This window comes from Sporosarcina sp. P12(2017) (assembly GCF_002743035.1).
GTDB lineage: Bacteria > Bacillota > Bacilli > Bacillales_A > Planococcaceae > Sporosarcina > Sporosarcina ureae.
This window is the reverse complement of record NZ_PDYL01000006.1, coordinates 78,187-104,529: the sequence shown is the minus strand read 5'-3', so window position 1 is coordinate 104,529 and position 26,343 is coordinate 78,187. Positions and strand designations below refer to the sequence as shown.

Below are 26,343 nucleotides of genomic sequence, written 5' to 3'. Positions count from 1 at the left end.
AGACGGCTTTTATTTTTGGTTAAAAACCATCTGCTCCTCTCGATAACTGGACATCTACCACATCTGCTACATGAATTCTTTCCGTTCCGAATGGATCACGCAGCACAATGGTCATCGTCTGCAAGTCGAGCGCTTCAATCTCCCCTTGATGAAAGCGAACTTCTCCATCATGCCAAGTTTTAATCCATGTCTCACCACGTCTGCGCCAAGCTACTTCAAGTGTCTCTTGCATCGTTTGTAGCTCCCAATCGGTTAACTCAGGCCGTTCAATATACTCATCTTCCCATTGCCAATCGCGTAGTCTCTCGAGGTGTTCAGGCAGCATGAGCGACGTCCACTTCAATTTCCCTCTATCTCGGTTCCTTTCCATCAGATATTCCCCATTTCCTAAGCGTATGTATGTTCGTATTATACAGAACGTACATTCGAAAATCAATGGTAAAAAAGGCCATCGCTTTACATGCGATGGCCAAGTGTTTATTTAGGTAATTCGAATGAACCGACAAACACTTCCAGTTCACGCGCCATTTGATTGGTCTGCGTAGAACGTTCTGAAATTTCTTCTATGCTCGCTGTCGTTTGCTCGGCAGCTGCTGCAATATTATTGGTCATGTCTTCAATATTTTGTACAGCGTGCGTCAAGTGCTCGATCAACTGTACCGCTTCTGTTGATTTCGCAGCTTCTGACGTCATCAAGTTAGAGATATTCTTGATTTCCTTGACAGTTTCTCCAACTGCTACGGAAATATTACTCAATGACTGAGACGTAAGCTTCACTGTTTCAGTACCCTTCGTGATATGTTTCGTATTTTCCGACGTAGAAGTAATGACTTGCTGGATGCGATCCGAAATATCCTTCACCAGCTTCTCTACTTCGAGTACTTCCTGATTCGATTGCTCAGCCAAGTTCCGTACTTCTTCCGCCACTACCGCAAAGCCTTTACCGTGTTCACCTGCACGCGCCGCTTCAATGGATGCGTTCAGTGCAAGTAAATTGGTTTGAGCTGCGATTCCTGCGATGGAACCCGTGATGTTTTGGATCTTCGTCGTAGATTCCACCAAGTTTTGAATCGTATCTCCAACTTGTTGTGAACCATTTCGAATTAATTCCATATCATAGCTAATTTCCTCTGCGCGTTTTGCGCCTTCTAGTGCAATCTTCATCGTTTCATTGGAGTTAACGAGCATCGAATCAGCGCTTTGTTTCGTATTGTTTAAACCACTTGCTAATCCCGTAAGAATACCTGTTGCGTGCTCCGCAGTTGACGTACCTTCCGTAACGGCTGTGACGACTTCTTCGATATTATGTGCAACCATCGTAATCGCTTCACGCATTTCGGAAAGTGATGCAGAAGTTTCCCCTGCGTTTTCGGATAAATGCTGCGATGTCGTATTCATCGTCGCGATCATATCTTGTAGGTTCACCGTCATACGATTCAGCGTACGAGCCAAGTCGCCCACTTCGTCTTGTGATTTCACTTCTGTCGGTTGGACCGCCAAGTTACCATCCGCAATTTCCTTCGCCTGCTCAATTAAGCTCGTGATCGGCTTCGTTTTCCGACGAATCAAGAATCCTGTTCCAATTGAAGCAAGTATCATGGGAATAATACTGATCAAGATACCGTCGCGTACAACATCCCAAGTACGATGTTTGACGATATCGGCATCGAAATCAATTACGCTGACTGCGATGATTTCTTTACTCGCATCCTGGTCTTCGTGTATTGGCGCATAACCCGAAAGCCGCTCTATACCGCCATACTCGTAAGGCTGAGAGTACGTCGAATGTCGATGTTCGAGTAGATCGGCAATCGCTTCTTTGTCTAAATGGAACTGGTCTCCCGGCTTAAATCCACTTGCTTTCAGATTATCGTCGAGGGCAATGATTTTCCCATCCAAATCCAAAATATATTGTGTTTCAAATATATTCTTATGTTCAGTTGTCCAGTTCAATGTCTTCCCAAGTTCATTTTGTGTGTCGACGTCGCCAGCCAATGCCTTTTCCATATCACCAGGTCGAATCAATCCAGTAGTAATATTGGCACAGCCGTACGCCTCAATTCCTGCAGCATCATACAATTTGTCATAAGCAGTCTTATATGTAGCAAGTGATGTAATGATTAACATCACCACCAAGATTCCAGCTATAATAGAACCTAGCTGAAACGTTAACGAATCTTTAACTTTCATCAAACCTTATGCCCACCCTTCCTATTTGGTTTATCTAGTTCATTCGTTGTCTTTATCATACGCTATCAGTCTACAATTAAAAAGAAGAAAATGAAAAACTCTTTAATTTTAAAATAAGGAGTAAGATGTAGGTATTATTATCGTGTCACAACTGTTTTATTTCGTATATAATATTGTATGATGAATAGTATATAAGCATAAAGTTTTTTGAAGGAAAAGGAGGTGTTCTTTTTTGACTGAAGAACAGACAATTTTCAATTTGGTACATTTAATGGATCAAGTGACAAATAAAATGCTGATCCGTTTCCAGCAAGAATCCAAGCTGTCCCTAGGAATCTCCCATATTCTTGTATTGCTAGAGTTACATAACAAAGGTGAACAACGTCCTTCTGATTTGGCTGAGACACTAGGCTTCACGCCCGCTTCATTGACGCACTTGTCGTCAAAGCTCATTAAGAGCGAATTTATTACGTTGCGTAATGATGAAGAAGACCGTCGAACAAAGTATTGGAAAATAACTCCTACAGGCCTAGAGATTTTGGGCGAAGCGCAGAAATGCGGAATAAAAGTGCGTTCGGAGTTCTTTAGTCACTTATCGGAGGCTGAACGAAATAGTTTAGTCCAAATTTACACTAAATTAAATAACACGTTTGTTTGAGAGAAGCTGTTCCGTTGTGGAGCAGCTTTTTTATTGGTAAAGATCGTTGTGAATGCGCTCGTTAGATACGCGCGAGCGCTCTATGGCGTTTGGTGTTCGCTCTATCAACCACCGCGTGCGCTCATACTTTTACCGCAAACGCTCTATAACACGCGCCAGCCGCTCTATCAACCACTGTATCCGCTCATACTTCCACCACGAACGCTCTATAGCACACGCCAGCCGCTCTATCAACATCTCCACCCGCCCATACTCCCACATACAAAAAAAGACTGCCCCATAAATCAGGACAGCCTTACATATTGTATTAACGTAATTTGATAGACCCACCATCTACCATCATCGTTTGACCCGTGATGTAAGAAGCGTCTTCGCTCGCTAGGAATACTGCTGTGCGACCGATATCTTTTTCTGGATCGCCTAGGCGTCCAAGTGGGTTTCTCGCAAGAATAGCTTGATACGATTCCGGATTCTCTTGTCCCCAATGCTCAATGCCTGGTGTTTTGGCAATTGGTGAAATCAGGTTACACGTGATGCCATATTGACCCCATTCATTCGCCGCCACTCTTGTGATCCCGCGGATGGCTTCTTTCGCCGCAGCGTATGAACCTTGGTTCACATCGCCATTTAATCCTGCGCCGGAAGAGAAGTTGATCACGGTTCCTTTTGACTCTTTCAAGTGCGGAAGAGCAGCTTGCATCAAGTAGAGCGTTGGATAGAATCCTGTATTGAACGAGAGATCTATGTCTGCTTGCGTCATCTCTTCAATGGATTTCATACGTGAAGCATGTGCGTTGTTGACTAGGATGTCCAATTTACCAAGTTTCGTTACGACTTGCTCGACAATTGAAGGTAATTCTTTTTGAACAGTTAAGTCCGCTTGAAGAAAGATTGATTGCGGAGAGATTTTCTGTAATTTTTCAATCGCCGCTTCGCCTGCTTCTTTATTCAAGTCAACGATCGCGACGGTCGCACCTTCCTTCGCGAATGCTGTAGCAATGCCTAACCCGATGCCGCCAGCTCCACCTGTGATGATTGCAACTTTTTTGTCTAATTTCATATGTACCATCTCCTTATTGATTATAGTTTAACATTAAATCAATTTTAGTGTACACTAATTAACCTCGACAACGCGCATGCCTATATGAAAATTTCAGTCTGTGGAACTGCCGATGGTTTGCCGAATAAATAACCTTGGAATAGTTGATAACCTTTCGCTTTCAACCATTCAAAATCTTCTACCGCTTCTATTCCCTCCGCTAAAGGAATCGCATCCACCGCCAGTGCTTTTTCAAGAAATTGCCCTGCTATAAGCTGCTTATCAGGATCAGTCGCCACACCTTGCACATACTTAATATCGAGCTTCATGTAGTTCGGTCGAAGGAAAGATAGTACTTCAGCCGTGTTATAACCTTCCCCAACATCATCGAGGGCATACTCGAATCCTTTTGAATGATAGTATTCCAAAATGGTTTTTAAATGGTCCATGTCTTCCACTTTTTCCGACTCCACTACTTCAAAGATTAAACGGTATGGGTCAATTTCCAATTCGTTAGCTAAATTAATCGTCGATCGCAAGCAAAACTCCGGCGAATAGATAGAGGTTGGAATGAAATTAATGAATGCCTTTTGCGTAATATGTTTGGCATGGCGAACTGCTGTTAGACGACACACTCTGTCAAGAGCATATAATCTACCGCGCTCTTTTGCCGCGGAGAAAATTTCATTCGGATAAATCACTCTACCGTCTTTATGATAGAAACGCGCGAGCAATTCGTAAGCATAAATCTCAAGGTCGGGTGTAACAATAGGCTGATAATGGCTCGTCAATTGTTCATCTTGAATGACTTGATCTATCCACTGCATTTCGACTACGTGCAGGACTTCTGAGAGCGGTCGCCAGTCGGTTTGGTCGAGACGAAATTGAATAGTATCCATTTCTACTGCATGATCGACGCAAAAGTCGTATAATTCTTTTATCCCTTGTTCTTTCACATGAAATGTTTGATCTTCCTGGTTCATCAGCATATGAGCTCGTTTCAAATGATCTTCTATTGATTCGAACAGTGCTGTTTGCTTACAATTTTCAAATGAGACTTCATAATCAATCTCACGGACAATGCAACCTTTGCAAGGCATGTATTTCACCCCTTCAGTATTTGATGTGAAAATCATATCATATTTCAGGTGCTTTTCTCACATAGGGGTGTGGAAATATAGTTTTTCTAGTTAAATAGCAGGCCAGTGTTTAGATTACTTTCATTTGTGGAATGACAAGGATATAGAACGTTTACCCGTTTTGACGGAAGTTAGACGTTCAAGTTAGAAACGCACTTATTATGTGGAGGTGACTAGATTGAAGGTGCTCTTGTATATTAGTGCCATAGTCGCCGTTGCGGCTTTAGTGGTTATCGCAATTGCTATTATTAAAACAGCCAAAGCGGTCAAAGAAGCAATGACAGATGTAAAAGAAACGATGAAACGTGTGGAACTGAAAGTGGGCGGCATCACGGATAAAGCCGATCAACTCATGACTCAGACGAACCAAATTGCGGATGATGCGAATGCAAAGCTGCAATCGGTTGACGGATTGGCAGCTTCAGCGAAAGAACTTCGCGAATCCACCCAGTACGTGCAGAACTCTATCGCTAAAATGGCGGATCAAGTATCAGCGCCTCCTGGCAAGTATGCCAAGTTGATGGAGCAAACGACTGCATTGTCTGAAGTAGCATCAAAAATGTACTACAAGATGAAGCAGAATAACGGAGAGAGGTGAACTTGATGGATTGGGTACTAGGAATAGGCGTATTGCTCATCGGCATCGCGCTAATTATTGTCGCAATCGTGTTAATTAAACCACTTGGAAAGTTGACCGAAGTATTGGAAAGCGTCAAGAAGACGACCGATACGCTACCGTCGACGGTAGAAGAAGTTACGGGTCAAACTCAGCAAATTCTTCATACGACGAATGATACGATTAGTAATGTAAACAAGCAGATTTATGAAGTAACACCGGTCTTCCAGATCGTTGGGGATGTCGGCGAAGCTTCACGTGAAGTGACAACTGCCGCACTCGATACGACGATTCGTTTTAAGGATCGTGTAGGGAATGCGAGTGAGTTTGTTCGCGAGAAAGAGTATAAAGGGTTGTATGGAGTCGCTACGTTGGCATTTTATTTAATGCAACAACGTAAAGAGCTGAAGAAGATGCGACCATAAGTGGAAGAGCTGTTCAGAGGGTCTTGTAGAGACTTTGTGAATGGCTCTTTTTCTATGATAAAAGGAAAAATCGTTGATTGACGTACTAGGCGGACGCTTTACTACATGGGAGTTGCCATCCGAAACAAAGAACAACTACGTAACGGCACATAAATCTTATACTGCAATTGCCACCGTTCATTCAATTCAATCGTTATTTTTTAATTAATTTTATATTATCTTGCTTACCTTTGAATTTTATAGTGATTCTATATGCATCGTCCTCATATGTTTCATTATTAACAGTCCCCACTAAAAAGGAAATTGTGTTACCTTCAACGTTCGTCTTCATATCTTCAACATTCCCCGTAATCACGCCATCGTCACCTTCCAATTCAATGTCAATGTTATTTATATCCTCCCGAGATAACTTTAAGTCCTTTAATTCGATTTCAACCCAATTCACCTTTTTTTCCTTGTACAATATTGGATTGTATATGTAGCTTACATTCCAATAATTTCCCTCGCCATAAAAAACTACTTCATCAGAAACTACTTTTTGTGTGGTGGATGCACAAGCCGTTAACACGAGTATAAGAATAATGCTTACTATCCCTTTACACTTCATAATTTAACCCCTTTTTTGAAAAGGTTTATTTCCTACTCCCACTTTTTCCCCTTACACTAACCGTCTTATTCACATGATTGAGAAGTAGTCTCTACTATTAGAATCCAAGTGTAAAAGCAAGAACTAGAAAAATCACTATACCTACACTTCGGGTGATCCATCCATTTATAGTCCAGTTCCCTCTATGAGGATCCATTCTGCTCCAAATCATAAAAGCAATTATTAAAAAAGAAATAAACAATACCAAAGACGGCATTGAGTAGAAAACTTAAGAGAAACGATTTCCCTCTGCCTACAGATTCTTTCGCTAACGCCATATGAAGACCTCCATTAATTATTAATTCCTAACATTATAACACCCGTCATTAGTTTGATAATAAAATTTCTACTTTTTAAAATCGTGTACATTAATCTACCTGACATAGTTTTACTATTCATACTCAAAAATTTAACACTCGCCTGAACACCACACCCCAAAACTAAAAAAAGACTGAAGATCAAGCCCGATTGGGATTGATATTCAGTCTTTTTCATCACTTAAAATAACGCGTTTTCTGGTGCTGGTAACTTTTTTTGTAGGCCACCTTGCTCTGCACGATCCTTAGCAGCGCTCACAAATTGCTTGCGCTTCTTAAAGATGTAATAGCCTAACATGGCTGAACCGTAGATGTTACCTAGTTTCTTATTTTGCTCTGATGTGCCCGTGTGGTCTCCTTTTTGTTGAACAGACGAAGACACGTCCACTAATGAAGAGGTTAGTTGGTGTGTAGATTCTCCAAGGTCACCGATTACTTGGAACAATGGAGTCAGATTCTCAATTTTTGTATTGATATCTGCTAATGAATCATTACTGTTTTTAATTAAATTTCCTGTTTCGTCCAATATACCATCAAGTTGTTTCGGAAGCGCTCCTACTGTCTCATCGACGTCGTGTAGGATATTTCCGACTTGTTGTAATACCTTAGCAAAATAGATAGCTAAAATGACGAAGGCGATACCGATGAGTATGACGCCAATTCCAACGAGATCCATTCTCATACCTCATTTCCTTTTACGTATTTTTTAAACTCTTCTTGCCGCGTTGCCATGAATCGTAAACTTGGACACCAAACTCTCCATATTGGATGGCTTGAACGAATTTTTCCGTTCCTGGAAGAGAACCATCCTCTTCAAATTGTCTTGTCCGCTTGTTTATTTCTTCACACAAGTACTGGCTTGAACGTCCGATATTTTCAATAGAAGAAAATAGAGGTGTCGTTGCAGCGAGTTTCACTTGAACATCTGTCGCCAGTTGTTCAGTCTCATTTAAAGTTCCATATAATTGCTCAATGCTCTTGTCGAGCTCTGCCTCTACCCCTTTTACTGTTCCCATAACTGTCAGCAATAAGTTCGAAGACTTGGTTAGTAACAATGAAAGGTAGATGGCGACAATCAATAATGAGATTGCGATTAATAATAAACCAATATACGCCATACACACATCCTCCTCTCTAACAAACTACATACATCTTATCATTCTATACCACTCTCAGTTTTTCTAAAACATTAATCATCCGAAGTTCTGTGATATGAGTGAATGAATTTAATTTTCGTGTGTAGTGAGAGCGAACGGAAACCAATGGTGATCAGGAGATTACTACTTTTTATGTTCAATTTATATAGAACAAGTTCAACCCCTAATATGTAGATAGTGGATACACATTCACAGAATTCATTAGCTATAGTGTATGATCTTTCATCTTCAACGCAAAAAATCCTATGCTCCGTATGAGGGAGCATAGGATTTTTTGTTATTCTTCATGTCGTCCGACACAACGCTCGCATTCGTACATTACAGACTCTTGCTTTTCCTTGAACTGGTTCCCGCATTCCGTACAAATCTTTTCCACCATTTGTCTTTTCTGCTCTGTGTTCTTTTTCATCGTTCATTCCTCCATTCGTTTTATTGTGATTTGCTGTACTGATACAGCAACTTTTCTTAAGACTAATATATAACAGAGTCGTCAGATTTGTCACTCTTTTCAGACGAAATCTGTTATTTTGCGATGGAATCCAAAAGAGCACGACGAATGAAGGTATTATAAAAGATGAAAATAAAAATGGCATGTCAATATCGAGACATACCATTTCTTTCCCGTTTACATCAGCAATCCGTAAACCATTACAGCTGCGATGATGACAAGAGTTATGACAAACACCGTCCATTGCATATTATCCGGCTTTTCTGGTCTACTATCCCATTTCTGCATGAATAAACGCTTCCTTTCTGGTGTTAGTGTCTCATTGATTAGTTTTCCCTTCTGTTTACGAATTAAACACCACTTATTTGTGTATAATTTGAAAAGAAATCTACATGTTTTATTTAAATTCATATATGTTTCAACGCTATTGCAAGATAGCGCAAAGCTTCCTTACTACCTAGATGTTTGATCCACCCTATTTGTTGAAAGTCCTTGCCAACCCAGTAACCGCTTACATTAACAGAAAGTTCCCAATAAAGTCACTACTATTAAAATAAACACACAATTTAGAACTTTCGTATGTTCATTCAGTTTTTTTCATGTTATTATGAGTAAACGTTGACTCAATAACGGAGGTTAAATGATAAGTTATGAAGGTGAAAAAAATGGAAACTCCAAGTGTTCAAGTAGAAGATATCTTAATTGCTAATCAGCTACTGAAAGACATCGTAGCTCATACGCCTTTACAGAAAAATGATCGTCTATCGGAAAAGTATGACTGCCATGTGTATATTAAGCGGGAAGATTTGCAGCATGTCCGTTCCTTTAAATTGCGCGGTGCTTATTATAAGATGAAACGCATCGAAACAGAAGCACGTAAAAAAGGAATTGTCTGTGCGAGTGCAGGAAACCATGCACAAGGCGTAGCGTACGCATGTGCAAAACTGGACATTGATGGCAAGATCTTCATGCCTCAAACAACTCCTAGACAAAAAGTAAATATGGTGAAAATGTTCGGTCGCGATCGTATTGAAATTATTTTAGTCGGAGATACGTTCGATGATTGTTTCGAAAGTGCGGTCGAATTGATGGAAAAAGAAAAGCGTATTTTTATCCATCCATTCAATGACAAGGATATTATCGCCGGACAAGGAACGGTAGCTGTTGAGATCATGAACGATATCGAAGAGCCGATTGATTACGTATTTGCAAGTATCGGTGGTGGTGGATTGATGTCGGGAATCAGCACGTACATTAAAAACTTGTCTCCGCATACGAAAATGATCGGTGCAGAGCCAGCAGGTGCAGCGAGCATGAAGGCTTCTATCGACGCACAAAAGGTCGTACCTCTGGCAACGATCGATAAATTCGTTGATGGCGCCGCTGTCAAATGCGTAGGCAATCTAAATTACGACATTTGCAATAACTATCTCGAAAACACCGTCAGCGTCCCTGAAGGTAAAGTATGTACGGCCATTCTCGATCTATATAATGAACACGCGATCATCGCAGAGCCAGCAGGTGCCCTTCCAATCGCCGCACTCGATTTCTATAAAAATGAAATCAAAGGAAAATGCGTCGTCTGTGTGATCAGTGGTGGAAACAACGATATCGGTAGAATGCAGGAAATCAAAGAGAAGTCGATGATTTACGAAGGCTTGCTGTATTATTTCCTCGTGGACTTCCCACAACGTGCAGGTGCACTACGCCAGTTCCTTGATGGTGTACTTGGACCGGATGATGATATTACGATGTTCGAGTATACGAAGAAGAATAATAAAGAGAGCGGTCCAGGTCTTGTCGGAATTGAGATTAAGCACAAGGAAGACTATAATGGCCTGATTGCACGTATGGAAAATAACGGTTTCCCTTATAAAGAAGTGAACAAGGACAGTACGTTGTTCGGGTTGTTGATTTAATATGAGTACTGCCGTAAGAGTCATCGCGACTTCTTGCGGCAGTTTTTTTGTGGTTACACACATTATAGTGTAGTAATTAGACACCGCTGATTTGCGCTGCTGTGAGTGGTATTTTATTTTGGTTGTGGTTTAAAGTGGTAAAGCAAAACAAGTGATAGCGTACAGTACCCGACTAACAAACGCGTTTGGCGGGAGAGACTAGGCGGCTGCGGGTCTTTGCGACTCTTTGTTGGGACGTTGCTCGATTGGTTGGTGGGTACTGAAGTTAGTAAGTGTCTGCTTTTTGGACCCGCACAGGCACGTGGGGGATTGCCTACAGCCATGAGCCAGCTGGCAAAGTGCCGCCAGTTGTCTCATGGCCACGGCCTACCCCGCAGTTGTGCCTGCGCTGCTAAGTGGTAGTTATTTAGGTTGTGGTTCTAAGGGGAAGAAGATCCGCGACTAAGTAATACTGATTTTGCACTTTTCGAAATAGAAGTATATGAACTGCCTTACACTCGATGCAACGAAGGCGCCTGCTGTGGTAGGCGTAGCGAGGAGACAAAGACAGGCGCACTTTCCTGTCTCTGGCTCCTCGCGAAAGCCATCCACCAGCGCTGTAGTGGGGACAATGGACTTGCCACTTACATTGCCAGCTAAACAATAATCTCCTGATCAAACAAGAAACAGAAAATGCACGTGCAAGAAACACAACCCAACGTCGCTTCTTTCGCACCTACGGATTAAACGTTCAAAACCTCCCCTGCACTCATCTCCACCCGACACGAATCTATTCACACCAACTATGAAAGGTTTCCGACATAAAAAAACTGGGTAATTAATTACTAAAACACATATAAATGGCACATGCTATCTGTACATAAGAAGAACACTTTTTATGAAAACTGCAGAAAAGGCGGTGACTCTGATATGGGCCCCAAACATAGTAAATTCAGTATATCCATACTCTTCATAATTCCCCTGCTCATCTTAGCTAGTCTCACGATTCCTCACTTCACAACGATTCAAAACGGTGCGGATGTCTATCTTCAATCGGAAACGATTACCGAGCAAGATGCAACCGAAAATTATGTCATGCTTCGCTACGACGTTGAAAAAGTACCAAAAGAGCGCATGACTCCTAGTTTAGTGACAGCACTAAAAAAACCCGATGACCTCGGTCAGACACGGGTATTTGGCGTATTAGAACAAAAAGACGGTGTCGCTGAATTGGTCTCGTTGAGCGACAAAAAACCCGCTGAAGGTGTCTATTTAATGGGCTGGTTGGCGCAGACGACTGATCGAGAGTATCGTCAAAACGATCATTACATCGTGAATTTCGGACTGGATCGTGTCTATGTTCCCGAGTTTGGCCACCGCGTTGCGGCAGACAGTGTGCAAGATCGAACGATGACAGCGCATTTTAAAGTACTTGACGGCAATAGCATTTTGCGCGAATTCCAAACTAATTAAAAGAAGCAAAAAGGAAGAGTATGGCTCTCCCTTTTTGCTTCCTTTTGCATTATAAACCTAGTGAGATATATTTTACTTCTAAATATTCATCCATACCTTGATGACCGCCTTCACGTCCAAGGCCACTTTGTTTAAAGCCGCCAAACGGAGCTTGTGGTGCTGACGGCAAGCCATCATTCAAACCTACGATACCATACTCTAATGCTTCACAAATCTGAATACCTCGTGTGATGTTCTCCGTGAAGACGTATGCCGCTAGTCCAAACACTGTATCATTTGCACGCTCAATAACTTCTTCTTGTGTCTCAAACGTCGCAATTGGCAATACCGGACCGAATGTCTCTTCCTCCATACAAAGCATATCATCCGTTACACCTTTTAAGACAGTTGGTTGATAGAATAACCCCTCGATATGTTCACCGCCCGTAACAACTGTTGCCTCTTTAAATTTCGCATCTTGCACATGCTCATCTACTTTATCGATTGCATCCTGATCAATTAACGGACCAATCTCGACGCCTTTTTCTTTGCCGTCGCCGACTTTCAATTTCTTCGTTTTCTCTGCAATGCGCGTTGTGAATTCCTCCGCGATCGATGAATGAACATAAATACGGTTCGCACAGACACACGTTTGTCCGGCATTACGGAATTTCGCTGCGATAACGCCATCTACTGCTTTATCAAGATCCGCGTCTGCCATAATAATCGCGGGTGCCTGTCCGCCGAGTTCCAATGAAATCTTCTTCATCGTATCGGCTGCACCTTTCATCAACGTCTTACCAATTTCAGTAGATCCTGTAAACGTCAGCTTGCGCACACGACCGTCTTCTTGCCACGCCTCTGCAATTTCACTCGCACTGCCCGTTACGATGTTAAGCACACCGTCCGGAATACCCGCTTCTTGTGCAAGCTCTATTAAACGAATCGCAGTTAACGGAGTCTGAGAAGCCGGCTTCATGACGACCGTACAGCCTGCTGCAAGCGCGGGACCAACTTTACGCGCAATCATAGCCGCTGGGAAGTTCCATGGCGTAATCGACGCGATGACGCCGACCGGTTGCTTGTGTACAAACATTCGCTTATTGGATTGCGTAGCTGGAATAGTTTCACCGTAAATCCGCTTGCCTTCTTCTGCAAACCAACTGATGTAGCCATTTGAATAACGCATTTCTCCAAGCGCCTCCGCTAACGGCTTCCCTTGCTCAGTCGTCATCGTTTCGGCTACGCTCTCTTCATTTTTCTCAATCAACGCATGCCATTTCATTAAATACGCACTGCGTTCATACGCCGACAATGCGGCCCAGTCTGAAAAAGCCGCAGAAGCCGCGTCGACCGCTTGCTTTGCTTCCGCTTTGCCGCCTTTAGGCACTGCACCGATTGTCTCACCCGTTGAAGGATTCACTACTTCGATTTGCGGTAAATCCGCGCCAAGTCGTTTTCCGTTAATGATCATTTCAGTTGATTTCATGGTTGACCTCTCCTTTATTTAGCATCATTGACACGTTCGACGGGAATATCCGCCACTATATCATTTAATACCCAACTGGCGAGAATTAAACCTGCGACCGATGGACAAAATGCGTTAGAAGCTGGAGGCATTTGTGCTTTTCGGATCGATGCATCGGCGTTCCCAACCGTTTCAAGGACGTCTTGCCGTACAACAATGGGGCTTTCATCGGAAAACACGACAGGCACACCTTTAGGAATTCCAAGCTTGCGTAAACGAAGACGCATCACTTTTGCTAGTGGATCCGTATGCGTTTTCGAAATATCTGCAATCCGGAAACGAGTCGGATCTGTTTTATTGGCAGCCCCCATACTCGAGATCACTTTAATACCACGCTCGACACATTGCTGGATCAGATGAATTTTATAGCTGATCGTATCCGATGCATCGATCACATAATCCGGCTTGTACGAGAAGAATTCTTCAGACGTTTCCTCCGTGTAAAACATATGTAGATCGATCACTTCACATTCTGCGTTAATATCCGCAATCCGTTCTTTCATGACGGCGGATTTCGAACGTCCTACCGTTGACAAATATGCGACTAGTTGGCGGTTGATGTTGGTGACATCAATCGTGTCTTTATCGACCAAAATAATGCGTCCAACCCCAGTCCGCGCGCACGCCTCAGCTGCGAATGAACCGACTCCACCTACACCTAAAATCGCCACCGTCTTACCTTTCATTCTTTCTACGCCTTCTTTACCAATCGATAATTCGTTTCTCGAAAATTGATGTAACATCTATACCGCATCCTTTATGATTAATTGTATTCACTCTATCCTAAAACAGTCACCTGCACTCGCGCAACTAACTGAATTTTAGACAATAAAAAACCTTCTCGCTTTAGCAAGAAGGTGAATTGTTGTGAGAAAGTGAAATCCCGACTGTGCCGTCTTTGAATATCGCTTTGAACCCGCTAATAGCAGGTGGGTGTCCTGTATAACTCTTTTGGCGTCCCGATTAAAGGCATGTCATCCAAGCTATAACGTTGAACTCCCGACGATAAGATGTTGGGTCAAAACTAATTTACAAATGACGAACACTTCAGGATTTCTACTAACTTCATCTTATCATAAGTGTTTTTATAATTCAATCTATTTTAACGAAGTCTTTAAAAATAGTTGTTTACTCACTTTTTTACGGGTTCAGCGACTACTTTAATCCCGAGTTCTTTCAACTGTGCATCGTCAACAGAACTTGGTGCTTCTGTTAATAGATCACTTGCACTAGCTGTTTTAGGGAACGCGATCGTGTCACGCAAGTTTGTAGAACCTGCAAGCAACATCACGATACGGTCTAGACCGAACGCGATTCCGCCGTGCGGAGGAGTTCCGTATTCAAACGCATCCAACAAGAATCCAAATTGCTCACGTGCTTGCTCCTCTGTGAAGCCAAGTGCTTTGAACATTGCTTCTTGTACATCACGTTGATAAATACGCAATGATCCGCCACCTAGTTCATAACCGTTCAACACTAAGTCATACGCTTGTGCTTTTACAGTTTCTGGGCTAGTTTTCAATTCTTCCACATCAGCCGGCATAGTGAATGGGTGATGCGCTGCGTAATATCGGCCATCTTCCTCATCGTACTCAAATAACGGCCAGTCCGTTACCCACAGGAAGTTAAACTGAGACTGATCAATCAAGTCTAGTTCTTTTCCAAGCTTCAGACGTAAGGCGCCTAATGAATCAGCTACAACAGATTTCTTATCTGCTCCGAATAAGAATAAATCCCCAGGTTCTCCGCCGCCAGCTGCCTTAAGCGCCTCGCCAACTTCTCCGTCAAAGAATTTCGCAATCGGGCCATTGAAGCCGTCTTCTGTCACTTTCAACCACGCCATACCTTTTGCGCCATACACTTTGGCAAACTCGCCAAGTGCATCGATATCTTTACGAGAATACTGATCTGCTGCACCTTTAACGTTGATTAGCTTCACCTGTCCACCCGCTTCAACTGCGCCAGCGAATACTTTGAATGAAGAGTCTTTGACAATCTCAGATACATCTGTCAATTCCATTCCAAAACGAGTGTCCGGCTTGTCTGAACCAAAACGACCTATTGCTTCGTCATATGGAATGCGTTTAAACGGTGTTTCAACATCTACTTGTTTGACGTCTTTCATTACTTTCTTAATCAAACGTTCGTTAAGTTCCAAAATTTCCTCGATCGACATGAAACTCATTTCCATATCGATTTGCGTGAATTCTGGTTGACGGTCTGCACGTAAATCTTCATCGCGGAAACAACGAGCGATTTGGTAGTAACGATCGAAACCGGATACCATTAATAACTGTTTGAACAACTGTGGTGACTGTGGCAATGCGTAGAATTCACCTTCGTGAACACGGCTTGGCACTAAATAGTCACGTGCGCCTTCTGGAGTCGATTTCGTCAGAATCGGTGTTTCCACTTCCAAGAATCCTTCATCATCCAAGAAGTTACGCACCGTTTTCGTAATATCTGAACGCATTTTGAAAACTTTTGCAAGCTCAGGGCGACGCAAGTCTAAGTAACGATACTTCAGACGCGTTTCTTCGCCTACATCCGTTTCGTCTTCGATTGTAAATGGTGGGTTTTTCGCTTCGTTGATGACTTTCACTTCAACAACTTGGACTTCGATTGCACCTGTTGCGATGTTTTTATTCTTCGTACGCTCTTCACGTTCGATGACGAGACCCGTAACTTCGATGACGTATTCGTTACGCAATGTTTCAGCGATTTCGAGTGCTTCTTTTGAGATGTCCGGGTTGAAGACTGTCTGGACGATGCCTGCGCGGTCGCGGACGTCGATGAAGATTAGTCCGCCTAGGTCACGGCGCTTCTGCACCCAGCCTTTGAGCGTAACTTCTTCTCCGATTTGTAGTTCTGATAAGTTCCCACAATAATGTGTGCGTTGCATAGTAGCTACACTACCCTTCTGATGTTTGAGTTTGTATTTTGTAATTAGAAAGTTAAAAGGTGTTACGCTTGGGATTTCCGCTACAGACGGCACGCTTTCCGGGGGCGAGTCCTGGAGCCGCTTCCCTCGCTTTCGCTCAGTCCAGGGTCTCCAGGCCACGCTGATCCCCAGGAGTCGGCCGTCTTCCGCTACAATCCTAATAGGAACTTAGAACAGCCTGTGAATTCATTTAAATTCAAAATCAAGGTCAAGGTCAAGGTCAAGTTCAAATGCAAATACAGTCACCAAGTACCTCTTATTCTAAAAGCAGGGATTGGAGTGCAGAGCGGCGACTCCCGCGGGATAAGCATGAGCCTTGAGACCCCGGACAGATGCCTTAATTTCTGCAAAGTACACAGAAATACGGCAAAGTGAACCCTTCGTTGTTCGCTTGGCTCAAGCCATGCCCGCAGGGAAGCGTCCGCTCGGAACGGAAATCCCCATGACAATTTCCTGTTAACGTTTTACTTCTTCAATTCCCCGATCAATTCTTCAACCGCAACTTTTTTCTGTTCACCGTCCGCCATGTTCTTCAGCTGGACGACGTTTTCGTTCACTTCGTCTTCGCCAATAACGATCACGTGATGCGCTTTTAAGCGGTCGGCGGACTTCATTTGGGCCTTCATCTTACGATCCATATAGTCCATCTCGCTGCGTAAACCGTTCTCGCGTAGTTTGCCAAGAATTTCAAAGCCTTTTTCTCGTGCTGCGTCGCCAAGTGTGACGATGTAGACGTCTAGTGAAGGTTCGTCGGTGAAGGACTTTTCTTCCGCTTCAAGTGCTAGTAATAGGCGCTCGATGCTGAGAGCAAAACCGATACCTGGTGCTGCTGGGCCGCCGATTTCTTCAGCAAGTCCGTTGTACCGTCCGCCACCACATAGTGTTGTGATCGCGCCGAATCCTTTAGACGTGCTCATGATCTCGAATGCAGTGTGATTGTAGTAATCCAGACCACGTACAAGATTCGGATCGTATTCGTACGCGATGCCTGCGATGTCCAAATACTTTTTCACTTTCTCGAAGTACGCGCTTGATTCTTCATTGAGATAATCAGCTAATGAAGGTGCTGTTTTCATCAATGGGTGTTCTCTGTCCACTTTACAGTCCAAAATTCGCAACGGATTTTTCTCCAGACGGTTTTGGCAGTCTGAACAAAATTCCCCAATGTTCGGGCTGAAGTGTGCAATCAGCGCTTCGCGGTGTGCGTCGCGTGATTCTTTGTCGCCAAGTGAATTCAGTACGAGTTTAATATCCGACAAGCCGGTTTTCTTATAAATATTCATTGCCAACTCGATTACCTCTGCATCGATGACTGGATCATCACTGCCGATTGCCTCTACGCCGAACTGGACGAATTGACGGTAACGGCCAGCTTGTTGACGCTCATAGCGGAACATCGGACCTGTGTAGTATAGCTTCACAGGCTGATCTGCATAGCCAAACATTTTGTGCTCGACGAATGAACGCACGACAGGTGCTGTACCTTCCGGACGCAACGTCATCGAGCGATCTCCTCGATCCGTGAATGTGTACATCTCTTTTTGCACGATATCTGTCGTATCACCGACTGTGCGGTGGAATAATTCCGTTTGCTCGAAAATCGGTGTGCGGATTTCCTTGTAATTGTAGACATCACAAATCGAACGAGCGATATTTTCAACGCGCTGCCATTTCCAGGAAACGTCAGGAAGAATATCCTGCGTACCGCGGGGAACTTTAAAATTCATTAGTAAAACTCCTTTCGATCATCTAATAACGGGTGAACTTTCTGAGAACACAAAAAAGCTCCCATCCCTAATAAAACAGGGACGAGAGCTTGTAGCTTCCGCGGTTCCACCCAAATTGACACAAAAGTGCCCACTCGAATCCGGATAACGGCCGGTTCCGTCCACGCCTACTAATTTCAGCATGAATCCTCCGTGGTGTTTTTCGCCTTACGGTACTGTCAGGGAATTTCAGCCAAGTTCCCCGTTCTCTTTCCAGCCTGAAGTAAAGGTATTTTCCACATCATCGGTGTATGAATTAATTCGATTACTATCTATGTTAGTCGTAACCGCTAATACTGTCAACTTGTTTGATGAATTAAGTATGAAGATCAGAACTAGCAGATGCTCATAGAAAACGTACATCCGCTCTATCACAATACATAAGCGCTCTACGACACGTCGCAACCGCTCTATTGCACCAGCTATTCGCTCATAGACTCGCGGCGAGCGCTCTATCACACCCCGCAACCGCTCATTAACCCAAATCCAACCACTCACCTAGACTCAACCATCAACGTCACAGGACCATCATTCGTCAATTGCACGTCCATCATCGCACCAAACTGTCCAGTTTCCACGTGAAGTCCATGACCGCGTAGCTGTTCATTGAAGTATTCCCACAAAGGTTCTGCTACATCGGTTTTCGCCGCCTGGATAAAGCTTGGACGACGTCCTTTTTGTACGTTTCCATACAAAGTAAACTGGGAAACGGACAGAATCGCGCCATCGACTTCTTTAATTGAACGATTCAATTTCCCTTCGTCATCTTCATAAATACGCAAGCCGGCTACCTTATTGGCGATATAGTTGGCATCTTGTTCGGTATCGTCATGCGTGATGCCGACAAGCAACACATAGCCAGTTGAAATAGAGCCTGTAATTTCTCCGCCAACTGTTACGGAAGCATCTTTCGCACGCTGTAATAATACTCGCATGTTCACACCTCCCTATTTAGTTCATAACTCGTTCTACGGAATACACATCTTTGATCTGTTTGATTTTATCAACAGTGCGTTGCAGATGCGTGATATTTTGAATTTTGATTGACATATGGATATGCGCGATATCATCTTTATCTGCTTTGCCACTTACTGCGATTATCGGCGTATTCATATCCGCCACGACCATCATGACTTCATTGAGCAACCCTTGTCGATCGAATGCGGAAATTTCAATATCAACCTGGAATTCTTTGCGAACTTGATCGTCTTGCAATGCCCATTGGACTTCAATGATACGCTCTTGCTGTCCTTGTTCAGACAAAACGTTCGGACAATCGGTACGGTGAACGGAAACGCCTCGGCCACGTGTAATGAATCCAACGATTTCATCGCCTGGTACCGGGTTACAGCACTTCGAAATACGAATCAGCATATTGTCGATGTCTTTGACGATTACACCGGACTCCGTCGATTTCTCTGGCTTTGGTGTTTGAATTTCTGAGACGATTTTATCAATCGTTTCTTTCTTCACGCGTTCTTTGCGCATTCTCTCAGCTAGTCTATTGACTACTTGTTGTGCGGTTATGCCGCCGGAACCAACCGCTGCGTAGAGGTCTTCTTCAGAAGTGAAACTGAATTTATCAATAGCACGCTGCATATTTTCATTACTTAACGCTTCTTTGATATCATACTCTTCTTCTTTCAATTCTCTCTGAATCATCTCGCTACCTTTGTCGATGTTCTCGTCACGCAATTGTTTTTTAAAATATTGGCGAATCTTATTTTTCGCCTGGGATGTATGCGCTAGTTTCAACCAGTCACGGCTTGGACCAAATGACTGTTTCGATGTCAGAATCTCGACGATGTCGCCTGTAGATAACGATGAATCAAGCGGTACGATTTTCCCATTCACTTTAGCGCCGGTCGTCCGGTTACCAATTTCGGAGTGGACGCGATAGGCAAAGTCGATTGGTACCGACCCTTGCGGTAATTCGATGACATCCCCGTCCGGTGTAAATACATAGACCATATCCGAAAATAAATCGAACTTTAATGACTCCATAAACTCCTGTGCATTAGACGATTCATTTTGAATTTCCAATATTTCACGGAACCATGTCAACTTCGAATCAATATCACTGGAAAGCTTTGCGACTTGTTTACCTTCTTTATATGCCCAGTGCGCTGCCACACCAAATTCGGAAATCCGGTGCATTTCTTCCGTTCGAATTTGTACTTCGAGCGGATCTCCTGCGGGTCCAACAACTGTCGTATGAATAGATTGATACAAATTTTGTTTCGGCATCGCAATATAGTCCTTAAATCGTCCGGGCATCGGCTTCCATAATGTATGGATGATTCCAAGTGCCGCATAACAATCTTTAATGCTTTTTACGACAATACGAACCGCCAGTAGATCATAAATTTCATTGAACTCTTTTTTCTGGATGACCATCTTTTGATAAATAGAATACAAATGCTTGGGTCTGCCGTGAATTTCTGCAGCGATTCCCATTTCATCCAGTTCGACGCGCATTTGGTTCATGACGTCTTTCAAATATTGTTCACGTTCTGTCCGCTTTTGCTTCATGAGATTCACGATACGGTAATATTGTTGGGGATTAGAATAACGCAACGCAATATCTTCGAGTTCCCATTTGATCGTGGAAATTCCAAGACGGTGAGCGAGTGGAGAGAAGATTTCTAATGTTTCTTCCGATACACGACGTTGCTTCGCTGCCGGAACATGTTTCAGTGTACGCATATTATGCAGGCGGTCTGCAAGTTTGATTAAAATGACACGGATATCCTGTGCCATCGCGATAAACATTTTGCGGTGGTTTTCCGCTTGCTTTTCTTCATTGGATCTAAATTTCAATTTATCGAGCTTCGTCACACCATCAACGAGCATTGCAACTTCATCACCGAATTCACGGATAATATCTTCGCGGCTAATATCCGTATCCTCCACCACATCATGCAAGAAGCCGGCCGCGACGGTTTCTGGATCCATTTGAAGACCCGCCAAAATGCCTGCGACTTGAATTGGATGGTTAATATACGGTTCACCTGAAGTCCTAAACTGTCCTTCGTGAGACTTTTCAGCCATCACATATGCCCGCTTAATGAATTCGACGTGTTCTTCGTTCATATATTTCGCGACCAAGTCGTATATGTCTTGTTCTGTCAGGTCTTGATTTTTCGCCATTGACTTACCCCTTTCAACCTATTTCGTAAATATTTAGATAATAATTTTTAGTAGTATATGTATAATATCACCTATATGTAAAGCGAATCAAACCCAGTGCCTATATTTATATAGCAAGAATCCTCCGCATTAAGCGAAGGATTCCCCAATCAGTACGTAATTAATGCCTTAATGTTTTCATTCGTCAACTTTTCGCGACCGTTCAAGTACGATAGTTCGATCAAGAATGCACAGCCAGCTACTACGCCGCCTAGTTTTTCGATTAATTCGACTGTTGCGCCGACTGTACCGCCAGTTGCAAGTAAATCATCGACAACGAGTACACGTTGGCCGGGCTTGATAGCATCTTTGTGAATCGTTAATTCATCTTGTCCATACTCTAAGTCATAAAAGACCGAGATCGTTTCGCGTGGTAATTTGCCAGGCTTACGGACCGGTGCAAAACCGATTTCAAGCGCATAGGCAACAGGACATCCGATGATAAAACCGCGCGCTTCTGGCCCCACGATAATATCTACGTCCAATCCCTTCGCATATTCGACAATTTGGTCTGTCGCATATTTATATGCTTCTCCGTTATCCATAATCGTCGTGATGTCTTTAAAGCTGACACCCGGTTTCGGATAATCGTCTACAGTCGTTACAAACTTTTTTAAGTCCACAGTTTTTCCTCCTCAACAGCTTCCGTCTCGCGTAAAGAGTTGAATACCTTCTTTAAGTCCTGATACGGAGCATAAAGCAACAACTCTTCCAGCTTGATTTGCTGTTGGCGTTTTTTATACGATGGCGCTTCTGCCAAATCACGTTTGTCTGCAGAAGTGAGCATCGTCACCTTACCATTCTCTAGTGTAACAAATTCTAGTTCATAAAACACTTTTGTCATGAACTTTATCATATCTTTTTTCCAACCTTTATGTTTGGAAAGCATATCGATTTGATTGTACAGATCAAATGTCTCACGTTTTTTCAAAAAGCTGTAATACCAACCAAATTGTTGGCGATCTGGCATCTTTTCAAAGTACATCGAATCATGCACATGCAGGTGAAGATACACTCGGTTGGCAAACGTCTTTTCCATCACTTGCTTCAACTGTTCTTCAGCCTGTGGCATATCGAGTAATACGATAGCAGAAGACGGATGAAGTTCATCGCGTCCTATCAAAGAAATCGGTATTTCTTTGAAGAATGGCGCGAAATGTTGGACGGCTTCTTCACTAAACGCAATAAACTGTGCTTGATCAGGAATCAGTGGCAACCATCTAGCAGGCTCCCGAATTCCACGGTAATCGAACAACTGCCACTCGTCACATTTCACATCTTCTACAAGTAACTGTGCTTTCTTGTTACCATTCCATTCATTGATCTGCAAATCACCCGTCAAACTAAGCTTACTTTGCGGTGCCATTTCGTCCGCCAATGCTCCCGCTCCGAAAAATATCGCATCTAGACGTTCACTACGATCGCCCATTTCAAGCTTCAAATGATCTTTCGCTGACCCTATTTTACGGACAGAGATCGTGTCGAGTTGCTCTAATAAGAAAACTGGCTTCGGGAATCCCATACCAAACGGCCGGATTTTCTCTAGCGCTTCGATGGAGGCGATATCAATTTCATCTAACGCCAGTGGCACATCGATGGATAAAATGGGCTGTAAATCTTCTTCCGTCAATGTTTCCTTCGCCTGTTCATTCAAATTCGAACGCAATAATTCGACGTCCTCTATTTTCAATGACATCCCGGCAGCCATCGCATGTCCTCCGAAATGTGGCAGAATCGACGCGTTCTTCGACAGTTCCTTATACAAATCAAAGCCTTCAATACTGCGCGCAGAACCTTTCGCAATACCTGTTTCACGATCGAGCGACAAAATGATAGATGGACGGTAGTATTTCTCCGTCAGTCTCGACGATACGATACCGACAACACCCGGATTCCAGCCTTCACCTTCTATGACTAACACGTGAGGCACATGATCGCCATAACGGATTTCCACTTGCTCTTGCGCTTCTTTCGCGATTTCTTTCACTAATTGTTGCCGTTCTTTATTCAAATTATTTAATTCTTCCGCAATTCCTAGTGCTAGCTGCTCATCTTCCGCCTTTAATAAATCGACCGCTGGATCTGCATCGCCAAGTCGGCCCGGTGCATTTAGACGAGGACCGATCGTAAAGCCAATCGTTTCTTCCGATAAAGCGCTCTGCTCATGACCACTCACTTGCATCAGCGCTTTGATGCCAGGACGCTGCGTGCGACGTAATCTGCGAATACCTTCTTTCACCATATAACGATTTTCATCTTCTAACGGAACCAAGTCTGCGATGGTGCCGATCGCTACGAATTCTAGCAAATCGAGCGGTGGTTCCCCAAGTAAAGCAGAAGCGAGTTTGAATGCCACCCCTACACCTGCGAGTTCTCCAAATGGATAATTACCTTCCGGATGACGTGGGTGAATGACCGCATCCGCATCAGGTAGTACGTCACCCATTTCGTGGTGATCAGTTACGATAATTGTCATCCCAAGCGACTTTGCGAATGCGACTTGTTCGACGCCTGAAATTCCGTTGTCTACGGTGATGAGGACTTCTGTGCCTTCTGTATGTAGTTGTTCAAAATAGTCGCTGTTCGGTCCATAGCCATGTTCGAAACGGTTAGGAATAGCGAAGTTCACTTTCGCACCGAGACGTTCGAGCGCTGTCGTCAGCACGGTTACGCTTGTTACGCCGTATAGTGATAGGTAAGCCTTTGAGTTTATCGCCAGCTTTTCCCCCACTTCACACCGTGCGTGAGACTTTCGCCTCACACGGCGTTCCATCGAAAAATTTCAAAACTTTGGTAATCTACATAACTTAACAGAATTCACTTGTTCGTTTGTATGTCTAATCGTCCAATTAGATTATTAGTTGCTGTAGTTCCAGTTTCCTTCGTAGCGTATTTATTTTATTCAGGCTTTGTGAGTTGGTTAGTAATTTTTTATACTTTGAGATTATTTCTTCATCTATTGCATGGATTAAGATGTGGATTTCCTTATCAACGAGACAGAGGTTGTTATATTGGTCAGTACCACCTTGCAACCGTGGTACTTTATGATGACAATGAATCGTCATCGGGTTTAACATTTGCCCAGTTACATGGCATTTTCCTCTTTGTGCACAATATAATGCTATACGGTTATCGTTGAACTCTATACTTCTCTGTGGAATTGGATGCTCCATCAGAAATCGAAGTATACTGATATCAACAGTCGTCAGGTTTTTGTGAATTTCTTCTCTACCTTCTTTTGTATATGCATTTACTGCGTTACGCTTCATCATTGGATTCTTATGTTTAATATATCCAATTGGAAGGAGCGGATCTCGTGATATAAATCTTAATTGTTTGCTCTTCCCGTATTCTTTCTTAATGAAATCAGATGTTATCACACCTGTTTTCTTAATTCGCCTTTTCATACGATGGTCTTTCATACACGCATTTACTTCGTATGCAATGTTCCCCATGTCTTCGGAAATCATTGTGGCGGTACGGAAATATTGATGAAGTCCTATTACAGTTGAGTTGTAGAGTGCTATTTTTCTTGCTTGATCGTTAACACCGCTATCATGTCGAATACCGTTTATGATTTGCTTCAAGTTTTTCTTTGTGCGTTGAACTGCTTTGTCGCACATATGACTTTTCACAACCCATTTTTCACCTTTTGGAATTAACTTCATTTTAAACCCAAGAAATTCAGAATAATCCTTTTTGAGATTCACTATTTTTGATTTGTCTTCGCTTATTTCTAAACCAAGTCGATCTTTCAGCCATTTTTGTACTGCGAAAAATAATCGTTTGGCGTGATTAGGATTACTGCAAAATATTTTGAAATCGTCTGCATATCGAACAATATAACATTCTTTCAGCTTGGATTTCCTGAGCATCCTGTATTTGTAACTTTTATCAGCGTGATTATTTTTCTTTTTATGGTATTGAAGATAATCCTTTTTAGTAGGAATATCCTCCCATTGGCTTTCAATCCAACGGTCAAGTTCATTGAGAACGATATTAGATAGCAAAGGAGATAGGATTCCACCTTGAGGCGTACCTTTGTCATTCTCAATAATTCGACCATTTGGCAACTTGATTTTAGCTTTAAGCATTTTTGAAATAATAGTGAGTAAATTCTTATCTTGAATGCCCATTGCCCACATCTGTTTTAGCAACTTGGAGTGAGACACGTTGTCAAAGAATCCCTTAATGTCTATATCGATTACATATGACATTTTTGAATTCTGCATAAGACGATAACTTTGAGCTATCGCATTCTCTACTGAGCGGTTCGGTCTAAATCCATGACTTCTTCCTGAGAATTTTGCTTCTACTATGGGTTCAAGAATTTGTAATATACATTGTTGGACTATCCTATCCCAGATAGCGGGAATTCCTAAAGGTCTAATTTTTCCATTTGGCTTTGGTATTTCTACTCGTCTAACTGCTTTCGGTTTATAATCTCGCAGTTTGTTTCTAACAAAACCAACAAATTGCTCCTCGGTCAGCTTGGATATATGATCGATTGTTCGACCATCCACACCAGCCGTTTTGCTACCTGTATTTTTCTTAATGTTTCGATACGCCAACTTAATGTTTTCAACTGAACTAATCATGGACATTAAGTTTTTGAAAGAACTGCCATTGTTGCTTTGTTCATGCAACATGTCAAATGTATCTTGCATGTGGTAATACTCTGCGTTTCTAAGCTTGGACTTTTTAACATGTTTAACGATTTGTGAATTTGCCACAGACATCAACCCCTCTCTCAAGTGGTGATTCTTTTAGTCATACTCGAATCTGTGTCTGTTATGCATTTATAAGTCTTTGAAATTTCCGACTAGAGCCTATCCCTCCACCACTTATTATCATGGTTTCAAAGGTACTATGGCTCCACTCTCACGAAAGGTAAATCAGTTTTACTAGGTTACCCCTTTATATACTGAACTGTT

The 26,343-nt window shown here is 42.8% G+C and carries 23 protein-coding genes, 1 other RNA gene and 1 other annotated feature; of the genes, 6 read left to right on the top strand and 18 right to left on the bottom strand.

Annotation, left to right across the window (positions count from 1 at the left end; translation table 11 throughout):
- Positions 1-19 precede the first annotated feature (19 nt).
- Together CSV80_RS06410 and CSV80_RS06405 are read right to left on the bottom strand one after the other, a co-directional pair.
- Positions 20-370, bottom strand: coding sequence for a YolD-like family protein (locus CSV80_RS06410; protein WP_099670091.1), 351 nt, complete (start codon positions 368-370; stop codon positions 20-22).
- 107 nt (positions 371-477) lie between these two features.
- Positions 478-2,190, bottom strand: coding sequence for a methyl-accepting chemotaxis protein (locus tag CSV80_RS06405; RefSeq protein WP_099670200.1), 1,713 nt, complete (start codon positions 2,188-2,190; stop codon positions 478-480).
- Positions 2,191-2,422: 232 nt separating this feature from the next.
- On the opposite strand from CSV80_RS06405, the gene CSV80_RS06400 reads away from it, so the two are divergent.
- The gene (locus CSV80_RS06400) at positions 2,423-2,848 is read left to right on the top strand and encodes a MarR family winged helix-turn-helix transcriptional regulator (RefSeq protein WP_233201533.1); all 426 of its coding nucleotides are present in this window, start codon (positions 2,423-2,425) and stop codon (positions 2,846-2,848) included.
- A gap of 307 nt (positions 2,849-3,155) precedes the next feature.
- Here CSV80_RS06400 and CSV80_RS06395 read toward each other — a convergent pair whose 3' ends face one another.
- Both CSV80_RS06395 and CSV80_RS06390 read right to left on the bottom strand, forming a co-directional pair.
- Positions 3,156-3,908 carry an SDR family NAD(P)-dependent oxidoreductase gene (locus CSV80_RS06395; protein ID WP_099670090.1) on the bottom strand — a complete coding sequence of 251 codons (753 nt, stop codon included), beginning with the start codon at positions 3,906-3,908 and terminating at the stop codon, positions 3,156-3,158.
- Between the two features lie 80 nt (positions 3,909-3,988).
- Positions 3,989-4,987 carry an EAL domain-containing protein gene (locus CSV80_RS06390; RefSeq protein ID WP_099670089.1) on the bottom strand — a complete coding sequence of 333 codons (999 nt, stop codon included), beginning with the start codon at positions 4,985-4,987 and terminating at the stop codon, positions 3,989-3,991.
- Positions 4,988-5,210: 223 nt separating this feature from the next.
- Between CSV80_RS06390 and CSV80_RS06385 the strand changes: the two genes are divergently transcribed.
- The 3 genes from CSV80_RS06385 to CSV80_RS17995 all read left to right on the top strand — a co-directional run bounded on the left by CSV80_RS06385 (position 5,211) and on the right by CSV80_RS17995 (position 6,275).
- Complete coding sequence (locus CSV80_RS06385; RefSeq protein WP_232321273.1) at positions 5,211-5,624, top strand: DUF948 domain-containing protein; 414 nt, start codon at positions 5,211-5,213, stop codon at positions 5,622-5,624.
- 5 nt (positions 5,625-5,629) lie between these two features.
- A complete protein-coding gene (locus tag CSV80_RS06380; protein ID WP_099670088.1) occupies positions 5,630-6,067 on the top strand; it encodes a DUF948 domain-containing protein in 438 nt (145 codons plus the stop codon).
- Positions 6,068-6,140: 73 nt separating this feature from the next.
- Entirely contained in the window at positions 6,141-6,275 is a 135-nt protein-coding gene (locus tag CSV80_RS17995) for a hypothetical protein (protein WP_255407640.1), read from the top strand.
- Here CSV80_RS17995 and CSV80_RS06375 read toward each other — a convergent pair.
- The 4 genes from CSV80_RS06375 to yhfH all read right to left on the bottom strand — a co-directional run bounded on the left by CSV80_RS06375 (position 6,261) and on the right by yhfH (position 8,596).
- Positions 6,261-6,674, bottom strand: a complete 414-nt coding sequence (locus CSV80_RS06375) for a hypothetical protein (RefSeq protein WP_099670087.1) — start codon at positions 6,672-6,674, stop codon at positions 6,261-6,263. The two genes, CSV80_RS17995 and CSV80_RS06375, sit on opposite strands and share 15 nt — an antisense overlap.
- 537 nt (positions 6,675-7,211) lie before the next feature.
- Positions 7,212-7,706 (bottom strand): DUF948 domain-containing protein, encoded by a 495-nt coding sequence (locus CSV80_RS06370; protein WP_233201532.1) that lies wholly within the window; start codon positions 7,704-7,706, stop codon positions 7,212-7,214.
- Positions 7,707-7,725: 19 nt separating this feature from the next.
- Positions 7,726-8,148 carry a DUF948 domain-containing protein gene (locus CSV80_RS06365; RefSeq protein WP_099670085.1) on the bottom strand — a complete coding sequence of 141 codons (423 nt, stop codon included), beginning with the start codon at positions 8,146-8,148 and terminating at the stop codon, positions 7,726-7,728.
- Between the two features lie 316 nt (positions 8,149-8,464).
- Positions 8,465-8,596, bottom strand: coding sequence for a protein YhfH (gene yhfH / locus CSV80_RS06360; RefSeq protein WP_099670084.1), 132 nt, complete (start codon positions 8,594-8,596; stop codon positions 8,465-8,467).
- A gap of 689 nt (positions 8,597-9,285) precedes the next feature.
- Between yhfH and ilvA the strand changes: the two genes are divergently transcribed.
- Entirely contained in the window at positions 9,286-10,554 is a 1,269-nt protein-coding gene (ilvA, locus tag CSV80_RS06350) for a threonine ammonia-lyase IlvA (RefSeq protein ID WP_099670082.1), read from the top strand.
- Positions 10,555-11,463: 909 nt separating this feature from the next.
- Positions 11,464-12,006: a GDYXXLXY domain-containing protein gene (locus tag CSV80_RS06345; protein WP_029053730.1), complete on the top strand. Its 543-nt coding sequence runs from the start codon at positions 11,464-11,466 to the stop codon at positions 12,004-12,006.
- Positions 12,007-12,055: 49 nt separating this feature from the next.
- Here the strand turns inward: CSV80_RS06345 and CSV80_RS06340 are convergent, their stop codons facing one another.
- The 10 genes from CSV80_RS06340 to ltrA all read right to left on the bottom strand — a co-directional run bounded on the left by CSV80_RS06340 (position 12,056) and on the right by ltrA (position 26,142).
- Positions 12,056-13,474, bottom strand: coding sequence for an NAD-dependent succinate-semialdehyde dehydrogenase (locus CSV80_RS06340; RefSeq protein ID WP_099670081.1), 1,419 nt, complete (start codon positions 13,472-13,474; stop codon positions 12,056-12,058).
- A 14-nt stretch (positions 13,475-13,488) separates the two neighbouring features.
- Positions 13,489-14,256, bottom strand: a complete 768-nt coding sequence (locus tag CSV80_RS06335; protein WP_099670080.1) for a tRNA threonylcarbamoyladenosine dehydratase — start codon at positions 14,254-14,256, stop codon at positions 13,489-13,491.
- Between the two features lie 133 nt (positions 14,257-14,389).
- Positions 14,390-14,570: non-coding RNA, 6S RNA (gene ssrS, locus CSV80_RS06330), on the bottom strand.
- Between the two features lie 75 nt (positions 14,571-14,645).
- Entirely contained in the window at positions 14,646-16,415 is a 1,770-nt protein-coding gene (gene aspS, locus CSV80_RS06325; protein WP_099670079.1) for an aspartate--tRNA ligase, read from the bottom strand.
- Between the two features lie 503 nt (positions 16,416-16,918).
- Positions 16,919-18,181, bottom strand: coding sequence for a histidine--tRNA ligase (gene hisS / locus CSV80_RS06320; protein ID WP_099670078.1), 1,263 nt, complete (start codon positions 18,179-18,181; stop codon positions 16,919-16,921).
- A gap of 74 nt (positions 18,182-18,255) precedes the next feature.
- Positions 18,256-18,474: a binding site (T-box leader), on the bottom strand.
- 240 nt (positions 18,475-18,714) lie between these two features.
- Complete coding sequence (dtd, locus tag CSV80_RS06315) at positions 18,715-19,155, bottom strand: D-aminoacyl-tRNA deacylase (RefSeq protein WP_099670077.1); 441 nt, start codon at positions 19,153-19,155, stop codon at positions 18,715-18,717.
- A gap of 16 nt (positions 19,156-19,171) precedes the next feature.
- Positions 19,172-21,370 (bottom strand): RelA/SpoT family protein, encoded by a 2,199-nt coding sequence (locus CSV80_RS06310; protein ID WP_099670076.1) that lies wholly within the window; start codon positions 21,368-21,370, stop codon positions 19,172-19,174.
- Positions 21,371-21,519: 149 nt separating this feature from the next.
- On the bottom strand, positions 21,520-22,032 hold the full coding sequence (locus CSV80_RS06305) for an adenine phosphoribosyltransferase (RefSeq protein ID WP_085130996.1): 513 nt from the start codon (positions 22,030-22,032) through the stop codon (positions 21,520-21,522).
- Entirely contained in the window at positions 22,023-24,140 is a 2,118-nt protein-coding gene (gene recJ / locus CSV80_RS06300) for a single-stranded-DNA-specific exonuclease RecJ (protein ID WP_233201531.1), read from the bottom strand. The genes CSV80_RS06305 and recJ overlap by 10 nt, the downstream gene beginning before the upstream one ends.
- A gap of 118 nt (positions 24,141-24,258) precedes the next feature.
- A complete protein-coding gene (ltrA, locus tag CSV80_RS06295; RefSeq protein ID WP_099670074.1) occupies positions 24,259-26,142 on the bottom strand; it encodes a group II intron reverse transcriptase/maturase in 1,884 nt (627 codons plus the stop codon).
- Positions 26,143-26,343: the final 201 nt, after the last annotated feature.